At 61.6% G+C, this 18,427-nt stretch carries 19 protein-coding genes; 11 read left to right on the top strand and 8 right to left on the bottom strand.

From position 1 onward, the window contains the following. Nucleotides 1–132 precede the first annotated feature (132 nt). From JF535_RS02485 to hslV, 5 genes are all read right to left on the bottom strand, one after another. Nucleotides 133–1,752 (bottom strand): alkaline phosphatase, encoded by a 1,620-nt coding sequence (locus JF535_RS02485; RefSeq protein WP_206998651.1) that lies wholly within the window; start codon nucleotides 1,750–1,752, stop codon nucleotides 133–135. A gap of 14 nt (nucleotides 1,753–1,766) precedes the next feature. After that, nucleotides 1,767–3,326: an alkaline phosphatase gene (locus JF535_RS02480; protein WP_206998647.1), complete on the bottom strand. Its 1,560-nt coding sequence runs from the start codon at nucleotides 3,324–3,326 to the stop codon at nucleotides 1,767–1,769. Nucleotides 3,327–3,450: 124 nt separating this feature from the next. Next, on the bottom strand, nucleotides 3,451–3,831 hold the full coding sequence (locus JF535_RS02475) for a gamma-butyrobetaine hydroxylase family protein (protein WP_206998643.1): 381 nt from the start codon (nucleotides 3,829–3,831) through the stop codon (nucleotides 3,451–3,453). Between the two features lie 113 nt (nucleotides 3,832–3,944). Beyond that, nucleotides 3,945–5,258 (bottom strand): ATP-dependent protease ATPase subunit HslU, encoded by a 1,314-nt coding sequence (hslU, locus tag JF535_RS02470; RefSeq protein ID WP_206998639.1) that lies wholly within the window; start codon nucleotides 5,256–5,258, stop codon nucleotides 3,945–3,947. A 215-nt stretch (nucleotides 5,259–5,473) separates the two neighbouring features. Continuing rightward, nucleotides 5,474–6,013: an ATP-dependent protease subunit HslV gene (gene hslV / locus JF535_RS02465; RefSeq protein WP_206998635.1), complete on the bottom strand. Its 540-nt coding sequence runs from the start codon at nucleotides 6,011–6,013 to the stop codon at nucleotides 5,474–5,476. Nucleotides 6,014–6,133: 120 nt separating this feature from the next. Between hslV and JF535_RS02460 the strand changes: the two genes are divergently transcribed. Further along, a complete protein-coding gene (locus JF535_RS02460) occupies nucleotides 6,134–6,373 on the top strand; it encodes a DUF2798 domain-containing protein (RefSeq protein WP_340674108.1) in 240 nt (79 codons plus the stop codon). Nucleotides 6,374–6,482: 109 nt separating this feature from the next. Here JF535_RS02460 and JF535_RS02455 read toward each other — a convergent pair whose 3' ends face one another. Both JF535_RS02455 and JF535_RS02450 read right to left on the bottom strand, forming a co-directional pair. Next, the gene (locus JF535_RS02455) at nucleotides 6,483–7,049 is read right to left on the bottom strand and encodes an SPOR domain-containing protein (protein WP_206998632.1); all 567 of its coding nucleotides are present in this window, start codon (nucleotides 7,047–7,049) and stop codon (nucleotides 6,483–6,485) included. 76 nt (nucleotides 7,050–7,125) lie between these two features. Continuing rightward, nucleotides 7,126–9,369, bottom strand: coding sequence for a primosomal protein N' (locus JF535_RS02450; protein WP_206998629.1), 2,244 nt, complete (start codon nucleotides 9,367–9,369; stop codon nucleotides 7,126–7,128). 236 nt (nucleotides 9,370–9,605) lie between these two features. On the opposite strand from JF535_RS02450, the gene rpmE reads away from it, so the two are divergent. From rpmE to rsd, 10 genes are all read left to right on the top strand, one after another. Further along, complete coding sequence (gene rpmE / locus JF535_RS02445) at nucleotides 9,606–9,818, top strand: 50S ribosomal protein L31 (protein WP_010132044.1); 213 nt, start codon at nucleotides 9,606–9,608, stop codon at nucleotides 9,816–9,818. Between the two features lie 23 nt (nucleotides 9,819–9,841). Beyond that, nucleotides 9,842–10,690: a thermonuclease family protein gene (locus JF535_RS02440; protein ID WP_206998626.1), complete on the top strand. Its 849-nt coding sequence runs from the start codon at nucleotides 9,842–9,844 to the stop codon at nucleotides 10,688–10,690. Between the two features lie 165 nt (nucleotides 10,691–10,855). After that, the gene (locus tag JF535_RS02435) at nucleotides 10,856–12,109 is read left to right on the top strand and encodes a malic enzyme-like NAD(P)-binding protein (RefSeq protein WP_066960130.1); all 1,254 of its coding nucleotides are present in this window, start codon (nucleotides 10,856–10,858) and stop codon (nucleotides 12,107–12,109) included. Nucleotides 12,110–12,232: 123 nt separating this feature from the next. Then, nucleotides 12,233–12,703, top strand: a complete 471-nt coding sequence (locus JF535_RS02430; RefSeq protein WP_206998622.1) for a hypothetical protein — start codon at nucleotides 12,233–12,235, stop codon at nucleotides 12,701–12,703. Between the two features lie 180 nt (nucleotides 12,704–12,883). Further along, the gene (gene gshA / locus JF535_RS02425; protein WP_207000136.1) at nucleotides 12,884–14,476 is read left to right on the top strand and encodes a glutamate--cysteine ligase; all 1,593 of its coding nucleotides are present in this window, start codon (nucleotides 12,884–12,886) and stop codon (nucleotides 14,474–14,476) included. A gap of 93 nt (nucleotides 14,477–14,569) precedes the next feature. Then, nucleotides 14,570–15,178 (top strand): acyl carrier protein phosphodiesterase, encoded by a 609-nt coding sequence (locus JF535_RS02420; protein WP_206998618.1) that lies wholly within the window; start codon nucleotides 14,570–14,572, stop codon nucleotides 15,176–15,178. 4 nt (nucleotides 15,179–15,182) lie between these two features. Beyond that, nucleotides 15,183–15,683 carry a disulfide bond formation protein B gene (locus tag JF535_RS02415; RefSeq protein ID WP_206998616.1) on the top strand — a complete coding sequence of 167 codons (501 nt, stop codon included), beginning with the start codon at nucleotides 15,183–15,185 and terminating at the stop codon, nucleotides 15,681–15,683. Then, nucleotides 15,655–16,095, top strand: a complete 441-nt coding sequence (locus JF535_RS16660) for a CidA/LrgA family protein (RefSeq protein WP_206998613.1) — start codon at nucleotides 15,655–15,657, stop codon at nucleotides 16,093–16,095. Before JF535_RS02415 ends, JF535_RS16660 begins: the two co-directional genes overlap by 29 nt. Beyond that, nucleotides 16,085–16,831 (top strand): LrgB family protein, encoded by a 747-nt coding sequence (locus JF535_RS02405; protein WP_340674107.1) that lies wholly within the window; start codon nucleotides 16,085–16,087, stop codon nucleotides 16,829–16,831. The genes JF535_RS16660 and JF535_RS02405 overlap by 11 nt, the downstream gene beginning before the upstream one ends. Before the next feature lie 171 nt (nucleotides 16,832–17,002). After that, nucleotides 17,003–17,470, top strand: a complete 468-nt coding sequence (gene rsd, locus JF535_RS02400) for a sigma D regulator (RefSeq protein ID WP_206998607.1) — start codon at nucleotides 17,003–17,005, stop codon at nucleotides 17,468–17,470. A gap of 78 nt (nucleotides 17,471–17,548) precedes the next feature. On the opposite strand, the gene bamJ is transcribed toward rsd, so the two are convergent. Then, nucleotides 17,549–18,322 (bottom strand): BamJ family beta-barrel-assembly machinery protein, encoded by a 774-nt coding sequence (gene bamJ / locus JF535_RS02395; RefSeq protein WP_206998604.1) that lies wholly within the window; start codon nucleotides 18,320–18,322, stop codon nucleotides 17,549–17,551. Nucleotides 18,323–18,427: the final 105 nt, after the last annotated feature.

Raw genomic sequence — 18,427 nt, 5'->3', positions numbered from 1 at the left:
GCAAACAGCGCCACATTGGCACTGAATTCTTCTTCTTAAACTGAGATCGAACTCTCAGCCCCCCATTGTCTGCAAAAGATGCTCGCTGCGGCTTGGGAAGTACACCGAAACGGACGATAGCCGGATCGCAGATCAGTTTTCGCCCATCAACCCGCCAGAATGTGCCATCACATGAAAGATAAAGCTCTGCTCATTGGTGCCAGACAGCAGGTGTGAGCCGGGGCCGCGCGCCCACACACCGACGTCTTCACCGGCATGGGTTTCACTGCCGAGCGGCACCAGGGCTTCCTGGTGGTAGCCGGCTGATTCGGTGTCGCTGGCGCTGATGTCCTGACGGCCGGCACTGATCGGGTCTTCGTAGCGGTCGTCCGCATCGGTGCTGGCACCATAGTGTGCGTGGCCGAGGCCGTTGGCATAGGTGATGGTGGTGTAGGGCAGGCCGTCGGCGGCGAGCGCCACACCGGCTTCCGGCTGGCCGCGGCTGTCGTTGTTCACCACTTTGCCCAGAATCGGATTGCCGCGGGTGGGGTAACCGGCAATGGTCATGACGTGGCTGTGGTCGGCGGTCACCACGATCAGGGTGTCTTCCGCACTGGTGTTGTCCATCGCCACCTGCACCGCTTTCGCCATTTCCACCGCGTCGGTGAGCGCGCTGTAGGCACTGCCGGCGTGGTGACCGTGGTCGATACGACCCGATTCCACCATCATGAAATAGCCGTTTTCGTTTTTGCTCAGCAACTCGATGGCCTTGCCGGTCATTTGCGACAGGGAGGGTTCGCCGGCCACATCGTTGTCGCGGTCTTCCTCGTAGCGCATGTGCGAACTTTCAAACAGGCCCAGTAACTTGTCGGTACTGGCCACCTCAATTCCATCGAAACCGGACTGGTCCTCGATATACCGCGCATTGGTCACACCGTCATTGTAACGCGCCTTCCACGCGTCGATCAGGTTGACCCCGTCAGTACGGCGCCCGGTTTTTCCCTCGAGATCGGTGACCTCCGCGGGCAGGAAACTGCGGCGGCCGCCGCCCATCACAACGTCGATCCCATCGCCGGCGGCCAGCTCCACCAGCTGTGTGGCAATATCCTTACAGCCTTCCGGCGCCGCGTATTCCCAGCCACGCTCCGGCACCTTGGCGTAGGTGGCGGCAGGGGTGGCGTGGGTGATGCGCGCGGTGCTCACGATACCGGTGCTCTTGCCCAGGCCTTCTGCCAGCTCCAGCGCGGTGGTGAGCGGGCGCTGCAGACTGCCAGCGCAATCACCGCGCGCCACCGTTTCATCCACATTCAGCACACCGGCCTTGGTTTTTACGCCGGTGACCATGGCGGTGGCGGTGCCCGCAGAGTCCGGGGTCTGCTGGTTGGTATTGTAGGTTTTGATCAGACCCGCAAACGGCATTTTCTCGAAGCTGAGCTGGTATTCCTCACCACTCTGGCCCTGCAACTGCCCGGCGAGAATGCGCGCGGCGGTGACCGTCGAGATACCCATGCCATCGCCTACAAACAGGATGACATTCCTGGCCGCACCGCGGTCGTTGTTGATCGCCACATCCCGTGCACTGGCGATGGCTGCGGCACCATTTTTGTACCAGTCACTGTTGCGCTGGGCGTCCGACAGCACCAGACCCGGGACTTCCGGCTCGGGTTGCGGTGCCGGGGCGCCCGGCGCCGGTGCGGAATTATTGTCACTGCAGGCGGCTAGCGTGAGGCCGAGGAGCGCCGCAAAGGCGGCGGAAAGTTTGTTCAGTTGCATGATTTACCCCCAAATTATTCTGCGCTGACCGGCAGCCCGGTGGCGCCGATCATCAAATGAAATACCGCGTTCTGCTCCAGGGTGCCCTGAACCAGCTGTGCACCCGCGCCAATGGCGTGCAGGGTGATGTCTTCGCCCGCGTGCGACTCGGATCCCAGCGGCACCAAGGCCTCCTGATGGAAACCCGGTGCCTGGGTATCGGTGGCCGTGAGATCCTTGCGGCCTGTATCTGCGGGCAGATAATACCGGGCATCGGCGTTGGTTTCTCCGCCCAGGTCGGCAAATCCGAGACCATTGGCATAAGACAGGGCGGTGTAGGGCAGGTCGTCTTTGGCCAGTGCGGGGGCACCGGTGGGCGCGCCGTGGCTATCGTTGGTTTCCACCTTGCCAAGAATCGGGTTGCCGCGTGTGGCATAGCCGGCAATGGTCATCACATGACTGTGGTCGGCAGTCACCAGTATCAGGGTGTCATCGAGATTCACGGTTTCCGTCGCGGTCTTGACCGCTTCGGCGAACGCGATGGTGTCGTGCAGGGCGGTGTAGGCGCTGCCGGCATGGTGGCCGTGATCGATGCGACCGGATTCCACCATCAGGAAGTAACCCTGTTCATTTTTCGACAACAACTCAATCGCACGGCCGGTCATTTCCGCGATGGAAGGCTCGTCTTTGTCATGCGCGGTGCGGTCGGCGTCATAACTCATGTGGGAGGCAGTAAACAGACCGAGCAGTTTGTCGGTGTTGGCAAGATCGGTGCCCGCCAGCTCGCTGCCACTTTGTACATAAGCTGCGCGCTGCTCGCTGTAGCGATCCCGCCATTCGGCGGTAAGGTCGCGCCCGTCGGTGCGCTTGCCGCCATCATCGCTGGTAATAAAGTGACGGCGCCCACCGCCGAGAATCACGTCAATGCCATCGCCCACATCGAGGCTTACCAGCTGTGCGGCGATATCCACACAGCCATTTGCCACGGCCTCTTCGCTCAGGCCATCGTTGGACTCCCAGTTGCGCTCCGGCGAACGCGCATAGGTGGCCGCCGGGGTGGCGTGGGTGATGCGCGCGGTGGAAACGATACCGGTGCTGCGCCCCTGGTCTTCCATCAGCTCGAGAAAGGTATTGAGTTCGTTCCCGGCCACGCCCGCGCAATCGGCACGCAAGCCATCGCTGTCGACATTGATCATGCCCGCGCGGGTTTTCACGCCGGTCATCATGGCGGTCATGGTGCCGGCGGAATCCGGGGTCTGCTGGTTGGTGTTGTAGGTTTTGATTAGCGCGGTATGGGGAAATGCTTCGAACGAGAGCAGGTTTTCCTCGCCGCTCTCGCCGCGCATCTGGCCATCCAGAATACGCGCGGCGGTGAGTGTGGAAACGCCCATGCCATCGCCCACAAACAGAATGACATTTTTTGCGGATTTTTCGGTGCGGGTATCTGCCAGCTTGGCCGCCAGTGCGGCCTCTCCGTTGGCGTACCAGCTACTGGTCTGCTGGTAGGCTGGCAACTCTGCCAGCGCAATCGACGACATCGCCGTCACGGTGCCCGCCGCAAAGAAACGCAGCGCGCGATTAACCTGTTTACCCATGGTGCTTGCCCCCCTGGCAAATTTTACAAAGAAGCGCGCATTAAATACGCCGCAGGGTTACGGGGGTGTTACCGATTGTTCACAGCTTTGTGACAGGCGGGCAAAACAGAGGGGGGACTTGGTGCTAGCCGCCGATGAATTTCACCGTACTTTCGTCGGGGTCGCGGCCCTTGCCGGCCGCTTCCAGCCGCGCCAGATACGCCGGCCACTTTTCGTCGCGGGTATCGCAGAGTTCGCGCAGGTAGTCCCAGGTGTAGATACCGCTGTCGTGGCCATCGTCAAAGAAAATCTGCAGGGCATAGCGGCCGGCAGCCGCGACCCGGTCGATGCCGACATGCAGCTTGCCCTCTACCAGGGTGCCTTCACCGATACCGTGGCCGCGCACTTCGGCACTGGGAGAATACACGCGGAGGTATTCGGCGGGAAGTACAAACTCCGCGTCCTTGTATTCAAGGGTCAGAGCTTTTTCGGCTTTATTCAACCGGATTTTCTGGGGTGGGGACATTCAGTTTCCGCTAAAGCGCACGTCGTCGGGTAGATAAGCGCAGCGCATCGACCACGGGGGCGGTGGATGCGCTGCGCTTATCCACCCTACGGGTGGTTATCTCAGGATTATGTTTAAAGAATAAAGCGTGAGAGGTCTTCGTCTTTGCTCAACTCGCCCAGGTGCTTGTCGACATACGCCGCGTCGATGGTGATGTTGGTGCTGCCGTCGCCGCCGGCGAAGGAGATCTCTTCCAGCAGGCGCTCCAGTACGGTATGCAGGCGGCGCGCACCGATATTTTCGGTGGATTCGTTCACTTCAAAGGCCACTTCGGCAATGCGCTGAATGCCGTCGTCGGCAAACTCCAGGTTCACGCCTTCGGTACCCAGCAGTGCTTTCTGCTGCTCCGTGAGCGAGGCGCTGGGCTCGGTGAGAATACGCTGGAAATCCTTGGAGGTGAGCGAGCTCAGTTCCACGCGGATCGGCAGGCGGCCCTGCAGCTCCGGTATCAGGTCGGAGGGCTTGGACAGGTGGAAGGCGCCGGAGGCAATAAACAGAATATGATCTGTTTTGATCATGCCGTATTTGGTGGTGACGGTGCAGCCTTCGATCAGCGGCAGCAGGTCGCGCTGAACCCCTTCGCGGGACACGTCGGCACCGCCGCTTTCCTGGCGTTTGGCCACTTTGTCGATTTCATCGATAAATACGATGCCGTTCTGTTCCGCCGACTGGATGGCTCTGGTTTTGATTTCTTCGTCGTTGATGAGCTTGGCGGCTTCATCGTCGGTCAGCTGTTTGAGCGCCTGTTTGACGGTGAGCTTGCGCTTCTGGGTTTTGCCCTTGGACATGTTGCTGAACATGCCCTGCAGCTGGTTGGTCATTTCTTCCATGCCGGGGGGTGCCATGATTTCGACACCCATGGGGCTGGCGGAAACGTCGATTTCGATTTCCTTATCGTTGAGTTCACCCTCGCGCAATTTTTTGCGGAAGACCTGGCGGGTGCCGGAGTCTTTTTCACTGGGGTCGGTGTTGCGTGCGGGTGGCAGCAGGGCGTCGAGAATACGATCTTCGGCGGCGTCCATGGCGCGCTGCTTGACGCCTTCGGTGGCGCGCTCGCGCTCGAGTTTGATGGCCATTTCGACGAGGTCACGCACGATGGACTCGACGTCGCGACCGACGTAACCGACTTCGGTGAATTTGGTGGCTTCGACTTTGATAAACGGTGCGCCGGCCAGTTTGGCGAGGCGGCGGGCGATTTCGGTTTTACCGACGCCGGTGGGGCCGATCATCAGGATGTTCTTCGGGGTGATTTCCGCGCGCAGTTCTTCGTTCACCTGCATACGGCGCCAGCGATTGCGCAGGGCGATGGCGACGGCGCGTTTGGCGTCGTTCTGGCCAACGATGTGACGGTCGAGTTCGTGGACGATTTCTCTGGGGGTCATGGACATGGTCTTTACTCGGATTCTTTTCGCTTCGTTCCGGCTTCGTTTACTTTGAAGCTGGTGCGGTGGCGGGCGATCACCGGGATTCAGGTTTCAGGACCGCTGTGAATACATCCCTGTACGCTCTGTCGGAAACATCCATGTTTCCGACAGTCCTGAAACCTGAATCCCGGCGCTCGCCCTTCGATTAGGATTTCTGCACTTCGTTAGCGAGTTGCAACTCAATAACTCAGCTCTTCAATCGTGTGATTCTGGTTGGTGTACACACAGATATCACCGGCAATTTTCAGCCCCTGTTCCACAATGGTTCTGGCATCCAACTCGGTATTGTCGAGCAGCGCACGGGCCGCGGACTGGGCGAAGGGGCCGCCGGAGCCGATGGCGATCAAGTCGTCTTCCGGCTGGATCACGTCGCCGTTACCGGTGACGATCAAACTGGCGGTTTCGTCGGCGACGGCGAGCAGGGCTTCGAGGCGGCGCAGGGCGCGGTCGGTACGCCAGTCTTTGGCAAGCTCGACGGCGGCGCGGGTGAGCTGGCCGTTGTGGGCCTGGAGTTTGGCTTCGAAGCGCTCGAACAGGGTGAAGGCGTCGGCGGTACCACCGGCGAATCCGGCGATAACCTTGTCGTTGTACAGGCGGCGCACTTTGCGGGCGTTGCCTTTCATGATGGTGTTGCCCATGGAGACTTGCCCGTCACCGCCGATGACGACTTTGCCGTTTCGGCGGCAGGAAAGGATGGTGGTGCCGCGATATTGTTCCACGTGTGCCTCGGTGTTTTACATTGCGAGAGCACTAAGTGTGGTCGATGGGGCTGAATTTCAACTTTGGGATTGCGGCTTTATACTCCGCGCCCACTTTCAGGTGTATCGAGAGGACTGCCTGTGACCCGTATCAAGCGCCGCTATTACACCCTGGTATTTGCCCTGTTTATGTCGTTTTTCATGTCGACATTGATGTCCGGCGTGGTGACGCTGATCAATACGGGGCTGAGCGAGGGGTTTCTGGAGCGCTGGCTGCGCGCAGGTGTCGCGGCCTGGGTGATTGCATTTCCGCTGATTTCGCTGATTGCGCCGCTGGCGCACAGGCTGACGCGGAAGTTTGTGGAGCCAGGTGGGGACTGATTAGTCCGATGGTTCTGTGGTGGATGCGCTGCGCTTATCCACCCTACGGGGCGCTGTAGCGAGGATCAGTAGGGTGGATAAGCGCAGCGCATCCACCAGATTCAGCACACTATCCTTGCGCAGGACGCTTGAGCACCAGCGGCATCAGGCGGTGTTCGGCCAGTACACCGCGCGCGGCGGCCATTTTGGAGCGGTTGGTGTAGGGGCCGACGAGGACCCGGTGCCAGGTGCCGCGGCTGTCGGTGGCGGACTCTACTTTGGCATCCAGGTTGGCCAGCATCAGCTGGGCGCGCAGGCGTTCGGCTTCGTCCTTGTCGCGGAAGCTGGCGGCCTGGAGGATGTACACCAGGTCGGACTTGGGCTCTGCCCGCTCCGGGGTCTCGCGGCTTTTCTGCTCGCCCTCGCGCACCCGCACCTGCTGGTTCTTCGGCTCGGGGACCTTCACTTCATTCTCTTCCAGCAACTTGTAGAAATCGAAGCGTGGTTTGGACTCGCCGGCCGCAGGCTGTTGCGCCACGGGCTTTTCGATGCGCTTGACCGCTTGTGTCTGCGCGGTCTTGAGGTCGTTCAGCAGGAATACAAACACTGCAAAGCCGCCGACAAAGTTGCCCAGCACGAACCAGACCCAGGCGGGCTTTCCGGTAGATTGTTGGCGGCGGGTATTGCGGCGGGCCATGGTGTTCTCTCGATTTCTTAAGCGTTATCTCTGCAGGCGGGAAATTGTAACGCCTGCGCGCGGCACTGTGCGGATTTTAAGACAGCTCCTGCGCATCCATATCCACCGCCCACCGCAACCGTCGGTTGCGATTGCCCTCCGCCCACTGGCAGAACTGCGCCAGTATTCGCTGCAAAAGACCGCGTTTTTCCGCGGTGATCTGGAGATAGAAGCGGAAGCGACCGGACTTGCGCTCCAGTAATGCGGGCACCGGCCCCAGATACTGCAATTCCGGCGAGGGTGGCGCCATGGCCTGCAGGTACTCGCGGGCGTTGACCAGGAACTCTTCCGCCCAGCGCGGCTCCTCACACTCGGCGCGCACCAGCGCCATGGCGCGAACCGGTGGCAACTGGGCGATCTTGCGCTCCTCCATCAGCTGGCGCGCGAAGGCGCCATAGCCCTTGTTCAGCAGCAATTGCAGCAGCGGGTGCTCCGGATAGCGGCTCTGCACCAGCACCTTGCCCGGCAGATCGCCGCGCCCGGCGCGGCCGGCCACCTGTTCCAGCAACTGCCCCATGCGCTCGGGGGCGCGGAAGTCCGCGCTGAACAGGCCGCCATCGGCGTCCTGGATCACCACCAGGGTGACCTTCGGCAGGTGGTGGCCCTTGGCCAGCATCTGGGTGCCCAGCAGCAGGCAGGGCTCGCCGTTGCGCGCCGGTTCCAGCAGTTTGTCCAGCGCCTGCTTGCTGGTGGTGGTATCCCGGTCCACACGGATTACGTTGAAATCCGAGAAGCTGTGGGTAAGGAAGTCCTCACTGCGCTCGGTGCCGGCACCCAGGGCGTTGAGGTTGCGGCTGTGGCACTGGGGGCAGCTGTGCACCTCGCGCATCCGGTAGTCACAGTGGTGGCAGCGCAGGTGGCGCTGGCGCCGGTGCAGGGTCAGCTTGGCGGAACAGTGCGGACAGTCCGCCAGCCAGCCGCAGTCGTCGCAGGTCAGTGCCGGGGAATAGCCGCGCCGGTTGATAAACACCAGCGCCTGCTCGCCGCGTCTCAGGGTATCGCCGATATGCCGCAGCACCTGCGGGGCAAAGCCCTCCTGCAGCTGCTGGTGGAAGGTTGGCACCACGCTGATTTCCGGCGGACGCGCGTTGCCAGCGCGGTGGCGCAGGCGCAGGTGCTGGTAGCGGCCGCTCAGTGCATTGTGCAGGCTCTCCAGGGACGGCGTGGCCGAACCCAGCAATACCGGCACCCCGGCATTTTTGGCCAGTACCACGGACAGGTCACGCGCGGAATAGCGCACCCCGTCCTGCTGCTTGAAAGAGCCGTCGTGCTCCTCATCGATCAGGATCACGCCGAGGCGCGGCAGCGGGGTAAAAATGGCGGAGCGCGTGCCGATGACAATGTCCGCAACGCCGCTGGCGGCCGACAGCCAGGCGCGGGCGCGCTCGCCATCGGCGAGCCCCGAGTGCAGGGCGGCGATACGGAAGTCGGGAAAGCGCGCGGCAATCCGGCGCAGGGTTTGCGGGGTGAGACCGATCTCCGGCACCAGCAACAATGCCTGATGGCCGGCGCGCAGGGCGCGCTCCATCAGCCGCAGGTAGACCTCGGTCTTGCCGCTGCCGGTGGTGCCTTCCAGCAAGGAGGCACTGAAGCCGGTGGCCGCTACCGACTCAATGACCAGGCGCTGCTCGTCGTTCAGCTCTGGCGCCGGGCGGGGTTCCACAGGTTCCAGCGGCGGCGGCGCGGTGGGCCCGGACACCCAGCGCGCGAGCCCGCGCTCGATCAGCGCCTTGCACACACTGCTGGTGAGGCCGCGCGCATTCAGCGCGGTGCGGCTCTGGCGGCCCGACCCCAGCAGTAGCTGCAGCAATTCCTGCTGTTTTTTTGCCCGCGCCAGCGCCGTTTCCGGCAAGCCTTTGCCCTCGGTAGTCAGCTCCAGCCATTGCTCCGCCCAGTGATCTGCCGGCTTGCCCTTGCGCAGGGCCACCGGCAGCGCGGCGGCGTACAGCTCACCGATAGGGGCCTGATAGTAGTCAGCGGCCCATTGCAGGAAGTGGCGGCTGCGGGCGTCAAAAACAGGCTGGCGGTCGATACGTTCGCTGGCGGGCTTCAGCTCCGCCAGTGGCGATTCCGCCACCACCTCCACCAGCACCGCCACCAGATCGCGCTTGCCAAACGGCACATGAAAGCGCTGCCCCGGACACAGGTCATCGGCACTGAGCCCCGCCGGTGGCAGGTAGTCAAACAGGCGGCGCAAAGGGACCGGGACCGCCAGGCGCAATATGACGCCGGCGCCCGTGACCGAACCCTGTTGTGCTTCCTGAGCCGAGAGAACCGCCAAACTGCCCCCGATGCGTGTTCTGCCTAGTGAATTTTGCGAGCGCGCTAGTGTAACGGCTGGCGGTCGTGGTTACAGCTGCTGCCAGCAAGACTTTACAACCGCATTTCCGCTTGAATCGGCGAGCTAATCTGATAGTATGCGCCGACTTTTTAAACAGCCCGGGGAATCCTCCCCTGCACCAATGACGATCCCGTGCTCAGCAAATGACTGGGTGGCGGTGTCGAAAAGAGGCCATCATGAAGACCGATATCCACCCGAATTACGCCGAAATTACCGCAACTTGCTCCTGTGGCAACACCTTCAAAATGGGTTCCACCCTCGGCAAGGACATCCAGCTGGACGTATGCTCCAACTGTCACCCGTTCTACACCGGCAAGCAGAAGCAAGCGAGCACTGGTGGCCGTGTCGACCGCTTCAAGAAGCGTTTCGGCAGCCGCATCTCCAAGTAAGCGCCTTCGAGCCGCAAACCGGAGTGAAGCAAGTCGTTCCGGCACTGACCGGCTCGCCGCTTACCCAAAAGACGCCCTGGGCTTCCCTCGGCGTCTTTTTTTGTGCCTGTCTGTTACTGCTCGGGGCGCTCCTGCCTGCCCGCGCCCTGGCCGACTGTGTACTGGGGGAGGCGGACGAGATTGTGGCCCTCAGGAAGGTGGTGGATGGCGACACCCTGCGCCTGAAGGATGGCCGCCGCGTGCGGCTTATCGGGGTCAACACACCGGAGCTGCGCCACGGCACGCGGCCGGCCCAGCCACTGGCGGAGGAGGCCAGGGAGTTTACCGAGCGTTTTCTGGCCGGTGGCGACCTTGAGCTGGTGTACGACGAGGATCGCTACGACAACCATGGTCGCGTGCTCGCCCATGTCTACAACCATCGCGGCGACAGCCTGGAAGCCGCACTGCTCGCTGCCGGGCTCGCCTTTCATATTGCCATTGCACCCAACTTCGCCCTCGCCGAGTGCCTCGCCAGCCGCGAGGAGCTCGCCCGTGAACGGCAGCGCGGCCTGTGGGCGCCGGGGGTCTGGCCAACGCTCAGGGCCGACCAGCTGCGCCCCGGCGACGGCGGCTTTGTGCGGCTCACCGGCACCGTGAAAAAAACCGACCGCAACCGATACCTGTGGCTTGAGCTGGATGGCCCGGTGGCCGTACGCCTGGATCTGAAACGGGATTATGGCCACCCGAGCGGGCGCAACTGGCAAGGCCGCAAAATAGTGGTCAAAGGCTGGCTGGTAGACCGGGGAGAGAAATATGCATCCCGAAACCGGCGAAATAAACGCTGGTTTATTGCGTCAGATTCCGAATTTACTATCGAAATTAGTAGGGATTAACTGTTCCGCTCAGTTTCTGAGCTTGTGGACTTCCAGTCGTCTCGGTTATTCTTCGCGCCTCGGATAGGGCGCCCCTTTGCCCCACAATAAAATCAAAAATCCGCTGTAACCTGCCGCCAGCCACAGAATGCCGGCTGCCTTGCAATTCAACGAGATGACACCCTGATGACCGACTCACTGCGCCAGGCAGCGCTCGATTACCATGCCTTGCCAACACCGGGCAAACTTTCGGTGGAACTGACAACCCCCGCCCACACCCAGGAAGACCTGTCCCTGGCCTATAGCCCCGGCGTGGCCGAGCCGGTGCGCGAAATCGCCAAAGACCCGGAAGCGGCCTACCTGTACACCGGCAAGGGCAACCTGGTGGCGGTGATTTCCAACGGCAGCGCCATTCTCGGCCTCGGCAACCTGGGCCCACTGGCATCAAAACCGGTGATGGAGGGTAAATCCCTGCTGTTCAAGCGCTTTGCCGACATCAATTCGGTGGATATCGAGGTGGACTGCCCCAGCCCCGAGCGGTTTATCGAGACCGTCGCCGCGATCGCCAATACCTTCGGCGGTATCAACCTGGAAGACATCAAGGCGCCCGAGTGCTTCCATATTGAAGAAGCGCTGATCGAGCGCTGCTCGGTGCCCGTCTTCCACGACGACCAGCACGGCACCGCGATCGTGACGGTTGCAGGCATGCTCAACGCGCTGGAGATCCAGGGCAAGCAACTGTCGGATGCGCGCATCGTATGCCTGGGTGCCGGCGCTGCGGCCACCGCCTGCTGCAAGCTGCTGCTTGCCGCAGGCGCCAGAAAAGAACAGATCACCATGCTCGACAGCCGCGGTGTGATTCACTCCGGGCGCAGCGACATCAATGCCTATAAAGGTGAATGGGCCCGCGATACGGAGATGCGCACACTGGACGACGCCATCGAGGGCGCTGACGTGTTCCTCGGCGTCTCTGGCCCGGACCTGCTCACCGCCGAACAGCTGGCACATATGGCCGCGAGGCCGGTGGTGTTCGCCTGCTCCAACCCCAACCCGGAAATCTCCCCGGAGCTGGCCCACGCCACGCGCGACGACCTGATCATGGCCACCGGGCGCTCGGATTATCCGAACCAGGTGAACAACGTACTGTGCTTCCCGTTTATTTTCCGCGGCGCGCTGGACGTGCGCGCCACCCGTATCAATGAGGACATGAAGCTCGCCGCCATCGAGGCGATCCGCAAGCTGGCACGCGAGGAGGTACCCGAAGAAGTGCGCGCGGGCTACGGCGGCGTGGAACTGAGTTTTGGCGCCGACTACATACTGCCCAAGCCCACGGATCCGCGCCTGCTGCCGGAAGTGGCGGCGGCAGTGGCCCGTGCCGCGGTGGACAGCGGCGCGGCGCGGCTGCCGTATCCGGCACACTATCCGTTGAATGCGATCTGAAGCATCGCTCATTTGGCCCCGGTGGCAGCAATGCTGCCGGGTGCCGGCTTCATTCTCAATCCTTGAGCCTCCCCTCCACCGCCGCTAAACTGCCCCCATGTCTGAGCAAAGATGTCCCCACGCATGAGTCACGTCTATGTGCTGACCAATCAGCACCAGCAGTTTTTAAGCAAGAGCAACGAGTGGATCGACGGCCGCGAAAGCACCAAGCTGTTCCGCACCGAGCACAAAGATGTCGCCATCAATCAGATGTTCGAGGCCAACACCCGCGACGTCAGCCTGCGCATCGAACTCCTCGAGTGCCCGCTCGACAGCAAAAAGCACCCGCAGGTGCCCGCTGAAGCGCTGAGCGACGAGCCGCTAGTGTCCGCGGACGAGGCCACTGTGAACGCGCAGGGCGCCGGTGACCCGGACGAACTGCCGCAACCCGCTCCGGTCGAAACACCGCCGGAACACAACCCGGAAGCGGACCCTGCACCGGCGCCGGAAGTGGCTCCTGAGCCGCAACCCGAGATAGAACCCGAGCAGTTTCCCGGCACCACACCGGAAATCCAGCCGGACCAGCCGCCGGAGTCCATCGCCAGGCAGGCCTGAGCATTGAAAGTCACCGCACCAGGCCACCGCCACTGCCCCGCGCAAACCCCTTGAGTTGGGAGGCGGCGCCCCCATTTAGGCGGGACTGCCTTTAAACCGCACCTGCGAGCGTCCACCAACGGCGCATCCGGCCAACCAGCCTAGCGGCTGCCACAGGAGATTCCCTTGTCGACGTTCACTATGGCCGAGCTGGCCCAGCCGGAAGCTTTAGCCCTGCTCAAGGGCATCCGCCGCGGCATTGAAAAAGAAGGCCTGCGCGTTTCCCCGGAGGGAGAGCTGGCCCAGACCGGACACCTCCAGGGTCTCGGCTCCGCGCTGACCCACGAATACATCACCACCGACTTCGCGGAAGCACTGCTGGAATTCATTACCCCACCGGTGGCCACCCCCGAGCAGGCACTGGAACAGCTGGATCATATCCATCGCTATACCTACAGCCAGATTGGCGACGAGCGGCTGTGGGTAAACAGCATGCCCGGCCGCATCGGCCGCGACGAAGATATTCCCGTGGCCCGCTACGGCAGCTCCCACAGCGGCACCATGAAGACCATCTACCGCCTGGGCCTCGGCTTGCGCTACGGCCGCGCCATGCAGACCATCGCCGGCATTCACTACAACTTTTCCCTGCCGGATACCTTCTGGCGCTGGCTGCAGCAGAAAGAGGGCGGCAGCGACCAGTCCGGGACAAATGAGTCACTGCAGGACTTCAAAACCCGCCGCTACTTTGACCTGATCCGCAACTTCCGCCGGCACTACTGGCTGCTGATCTACCTGTTCGGTGCCGCGCCGGCGGTGTGCGGTACCTTTGTGCAGGACCGCGAACACAAACTGCAACCGTTCGATGGCGACGGCCGCAGCCTGTATGCGCCCCAGGCCACTTCCCTGCGTATGGGCGACCTTGGCTACACCAGCGACGCGCAGAAATCCCTGATCGTCTGCTACAACGATCTGCCGAGTTACCTGTCCACCCTGTGCGCCGCCATTAGCAAGCCGTATCCGGAATACCACGCGCTGGGAGTGAAGGACGAAACCGGCAACTACCAGCAGCTGTCCACCGGCCTGCTGCAGATCGAGAACGAGTTCTACTCGCCGATCCGCCCCAAAAACCCCGCCGGCATGGGCGAAACCGCCCTCTCCGCCCTCGACGCCCGCGGTGTTGAATACATCGAAGTGCGCTGCCTCGACCTCAATCCCTTTGTGCCGCTGGGTATCGAAGCCCCGCAAATGCGCTTCCTCGACGCCTTCCTGCTGCACTGCCTGCTCAGCGACAGTCCCATGACCGATGACGCCGACTACCGCGCCATCCAGGAAAACCAGGCGCGCATCGTGTACCAGGGCCGCGACCCGGAAGTCCAGCTGGTGCACAACGGTCGCGAGCGCAAACTCACCGACTGGGCCAGCGAGCTCCTCGACCAGATTCAGCCGATGGCCGAACTGCTCGACCGCGCCTGGGAGAGCGACGATTACCAGCGTGCCGTTGCCGCCCAGCGCGACAAGATCGACGGCAAAGTCCCCACCCCCGCCGCGCAGATGCTGGCAGAGATGCACGAACACAAGCAGACCTTCTTCCAGTGGGCCCAGGCCAAGGCCGAGCAACACCGGCAGTATTTTCTTGAGCGCCCGCTGAGCGAGGAAGATCAGGCCGAGTTTGAACGCCTGGCGAAAGAGTCGCTGGAAAAGCAGAAACAGGTGGAAGAAGCCGATACCGGCAGCTTTGAAGACTTTCTCGGCAAGTACTACGCACAGTATGTGTTTTGTCAGAGAGGGCTCTGAAACGGCCGGGTGACCAATTGAGCTCTGGGCGAAGGTGCCGATGGCGGGTGCAGCCAATAAAGCCAATTTAAAACCCAAGCGACAAGACTCGCAATGAACTACCTTGCCCATCTGCTGCTCTCAGGCCCCGACCCGGACTGGCAACTGGGCGGGCTGCTCGGCGACTTCGTCAAGGGGCCCATGAAGGGCGAGCGCCCGCAGGCCATCGAAGACGGTATCCGCCTGCACCGCCGCATCGACCTGCTGAGCGACCAGCACCCTGCCTACCTCCGAGCACTTCGGCGGCTCGGGCCCGAATGGCGTCGCCTCGGCGGTATCGCCCTGGATATCTGGTTCGACCACTTACTCGCCCGCGACTGGCAACACTGGCATCCACAACCCCTCGAAACCTTTACCCACCACTGCTGGTCCAACTTTCGCGCGCGCCAGCCATGGATTCCGGAAAACGCACGGGCATTTATTCAAAGGGCCGAGCAATTTAAACTGCTACCCGGCTACCGCGAGGTAGCAGTTATCCAGCGCACCCTCGAACGGGTCGGAATGCGCCTGCGACGCCCGCAGCCACTGGCGGACGTGCTGCCGCTGCTGCGCGCCGATCGCCCGGCGCTGGAAACGGATTTTCAACAACTGTTTAGCGACCTGACACTCCAGGCCGAAGAATTCCGCCGACAGCTCGATACGCGGACACCATCCGGACAATAAATTTATGACTCTGCCGACACCCCGCACCACCTTCCTGCTGATGTTTCTTGCCGTTATCTTCGTACTCGGTGTCGCCTTCTACATGGAATACATCATGGGGCTGGAACCCTGCCCGCTGTGTATTACCCAGCGCGTCATGTTCCTCGGTGTCGGCCTGGTGTCACTGATCGCCTTTCTGCACAACCCCAGCGGTGCGAGCCAGATCGGCCGCCGGCTGTACGGCCTGCTGGTCTCGCTGTTCGCCATCGGCGGCCTGTATTTTTCCGCCCGTCAGCTGTGGCTGCAAAGCCTGCCGGAAGACCAGGTGCCGGCCTGCGGCCCGGGTATCAGCTACATGGTGGATGCATTCCCCATGGCCGAAGTCATCAAGACCCTGCTGACCGGTGACGGCAACTGCGCCGAAGTGCAGTGGACCATGCTCGGGCTCTCCATTGCTGGCTGGGCCGCGGTGGGCTTCGTCGGCCTGATCCTGTTCGGTGTGTGGCAGGCGTTCCGCAAACACTGAGCCGCTGCCCGCCATGGCGCTCGCGACGAAACCACTCCGCTGGCTGGTGGGGGCAGGCCTGCTGCTGGCCTTCGACCTCGCCGGCCGCAGCCTGAGTGCTGCTTTTGCATTACCCGTGCCGGGCCCCGTGCTCGGCATGCTCCTCCTGCTGCTGAGTCTCATGCTGTACGGCGGTGTGCCGCGTGGACTGGCAGAGGTGGCCGGGCAACTACTGCGCTTCCTGGTCCTCATCCTGCTACCGGCGACGGTGGGCATCTACTTTTTACGCGACCTCTCCGGGGGCGACTGGGTCGCCCTGGTGATAGCCATGGTGGTCGGCACGCTGATCAGCTTTACCCTGACGGGAATCCTACTGAACAGATTGATCCGTCGTGTTGGCGACACCCAGGGTGAGAATATCCGTGTGGACTGAGTGGCAACGCTGGCTGGCTCAGCTGCACCAGGTGGCGAGCGATTTCTTGGCGCCGCTTGGCCCTGCGCATCCACTGGTGATCCTTGCCCTGAACCTCATATGTTTCTGGGTCGGGGTAAAAATCTATCGCCGCCTCGGCAATCCACTGCTACACCCGGTGGTGGGCGCCAGCCTGCTGGTGTTCGCCGGACTGGTGCTACTGAGTGTGGATTTCGCCAGCTACCAACGGGGTAGCGGCCTGCTGAATCTGCTGCTGGGGCCGGCGGTGGTCGCCCTGGCCATTCCACTCAAACAAAACCTCGCCGTGGTGCGCAAAGTCGGCTGGCCGCTTATGCTGGGCCTGATGGTGGGTGCGGTGCTGGCGCCCCTGGTGGCGGTGGTCATCGCCCTGTTACTCGGCGGCAGCAAAACGGTATTGATTGCGCTCACCACAAAATCGGTGACAACGCCGGTGGCACTCGCCCTCGCACAGGAAATGCACGGGATTCAAAGCCTCGCGGCGGGCGTGGTGGCCTTTACCGGTATCGTTGGCGCCGTGTGCGGACCGGGCCTGCTGCGATGGCTGAAGATCACCGATGAGCGGGTGGTGGGGTTTTCCATGGGCATCAATGCCCACGCCATCGGCACCGTACGCGCGCTGGAGATCAGCGCCCTGTGCGGTGCGTTTTCCGCCCTCGCCATGGGCCTGTGCGGGGCGCTCACCGCATTGCTGTTGCCGCTCTTTGTGACCACCTGAACACTATCCGTCAGCAGTATCTATCGAATCCAAAAGCTTCGGCCTCACACGCCTGTCCCGCATCGTTTCGGTACCTTTCTGGCGCCTTTTTGCGGCCTGTTCCTTGCTCGCGGCGGCAGAAGCTTCTACATTCCTAAGAGCGGTTATAGATTCACAAAAGGAAACTTGGAGATGTTGGAAAACTGTAAAAATGCGCAGGAGCGCTGGGGTGGCGTGAGCCAGATTATTGACCGCTGGCTGCAATCCCGTCAGACGCTTCTGGTGAGCTTTTGCCAGCTCTCAGACAAGAAAGCCTTCGCCGATGGCGACCGGGAAGCCGGCGCCAATGTGCGCACCCTGTGCCAACAACTGGTGGACTACGTCTCCGCCGGGCACTTCGAAGTCTATGACCAGCTTATCCAGGAGGGGCAGGCTTTCGGGGATACCGAGGGCCTGCAGCAGGCCAAGGCGTTGTACCGGGAAATCGACGAGACCACCGACGTGGCTGTGGACTTCAATGACAAATACCTGGAAACCGACGACCTGACGTCACTGCCCAAAGACCTTTCCGAACTGGGCGTCGCCCTGGAAACCCGCTTCGCTGCGGAAGATCGTATGATCGACACCCTGCACACCGCACACAAAAACCAGCTGGCATGAATCGGTCTTAAACAGAAAAGCAGAATGCATAAAAAAGGGGCCAATGGCCCCTTTTTTGTGTGCGCAGGCTTGACCAGGTTATTCCGTACCCTGATCTTCCTCCGCTGCCGGCGCTTCGCTGTTCACGTCGGCCTTGTGCAATTCCACTTCAAAAATCAGTGTGGAATTGGGGCCGATCAGGCCGCCCGCGCCACCCGGGCCGTAAGCCAGGTCGGAGGGGATATACAGCTCCCACTTGGCACCTTCCTTCATCAGCTGCAGGGCTTCGGTCCAGCCCTTGATCACGCCATTTACCGGGAACTGCACCGGCTGGCCGTTTTTGTAGGAGCTGTCGAACTCGGTACCGTCGATCAGAGTTCCTTTGTAATCCACTTCCACCACGCTGGTTTCTGAGGGGCTGGCGCCAGAACCTTCAGTGATCACCTTGTACTGGAGACCGGAATCGGTGGTTTGAACACCTTCTTTCTTGGCATTCTCTTCCAGGAATTTTTTACCTTCTTCCATATTCTTGTCAGCGGAGGCTTTGAAGTCGGCCTCCTGCTTGGCCATCAGTTCTTTCTGCTTGGCCTGCATGCTCTCCTGGAACACCTGGATGACTTTTTGCTTCTCTTCTTCACTCAGGCGGGACTCGCGACCAGCGGCCACATCGTTCAGCGCCATGGAGACGATGGCCGGGTCCAGGCTAACTTCCTGGCTTTTCAGGCGGTTCGCCATATCTTCGGCGATGATGTAGCTGACCTTCTGCTCCTGGGATTCGAGCGCGATATCGGCAGAGCCAGCGGGCTCCTGTTTGTTACAGCCAGCCAGTGCAATACCCAGTGCAACCGCAGCGGCCAAAGAAGTTTTATTCATGAGAATGGTCTCTTTATTTCCGTGAAGCATTTATTCATAGGAGCAGGGTTTCCCCTTCTCTGCTGTTGTACACCCGAACCGCCGCAACCTATGTGCGATAGATCA

This window comes from Microbulbifer salipaludis, assembly GCF_017303155.1.
In the GTDB taxonomy this organism is placed as follows: domain Bacteria; phylum Pseudomonadota; class Gammaproteobacteria; order Pseudomonadales; family Cellvibrionaceae; genus Microbulbifer; species Microbulbifer salipaludis.
Note: the sequence above shows the minus strand (reverse complement) of the source record. Positions and strands in the feature narration are given on the sequence as shown.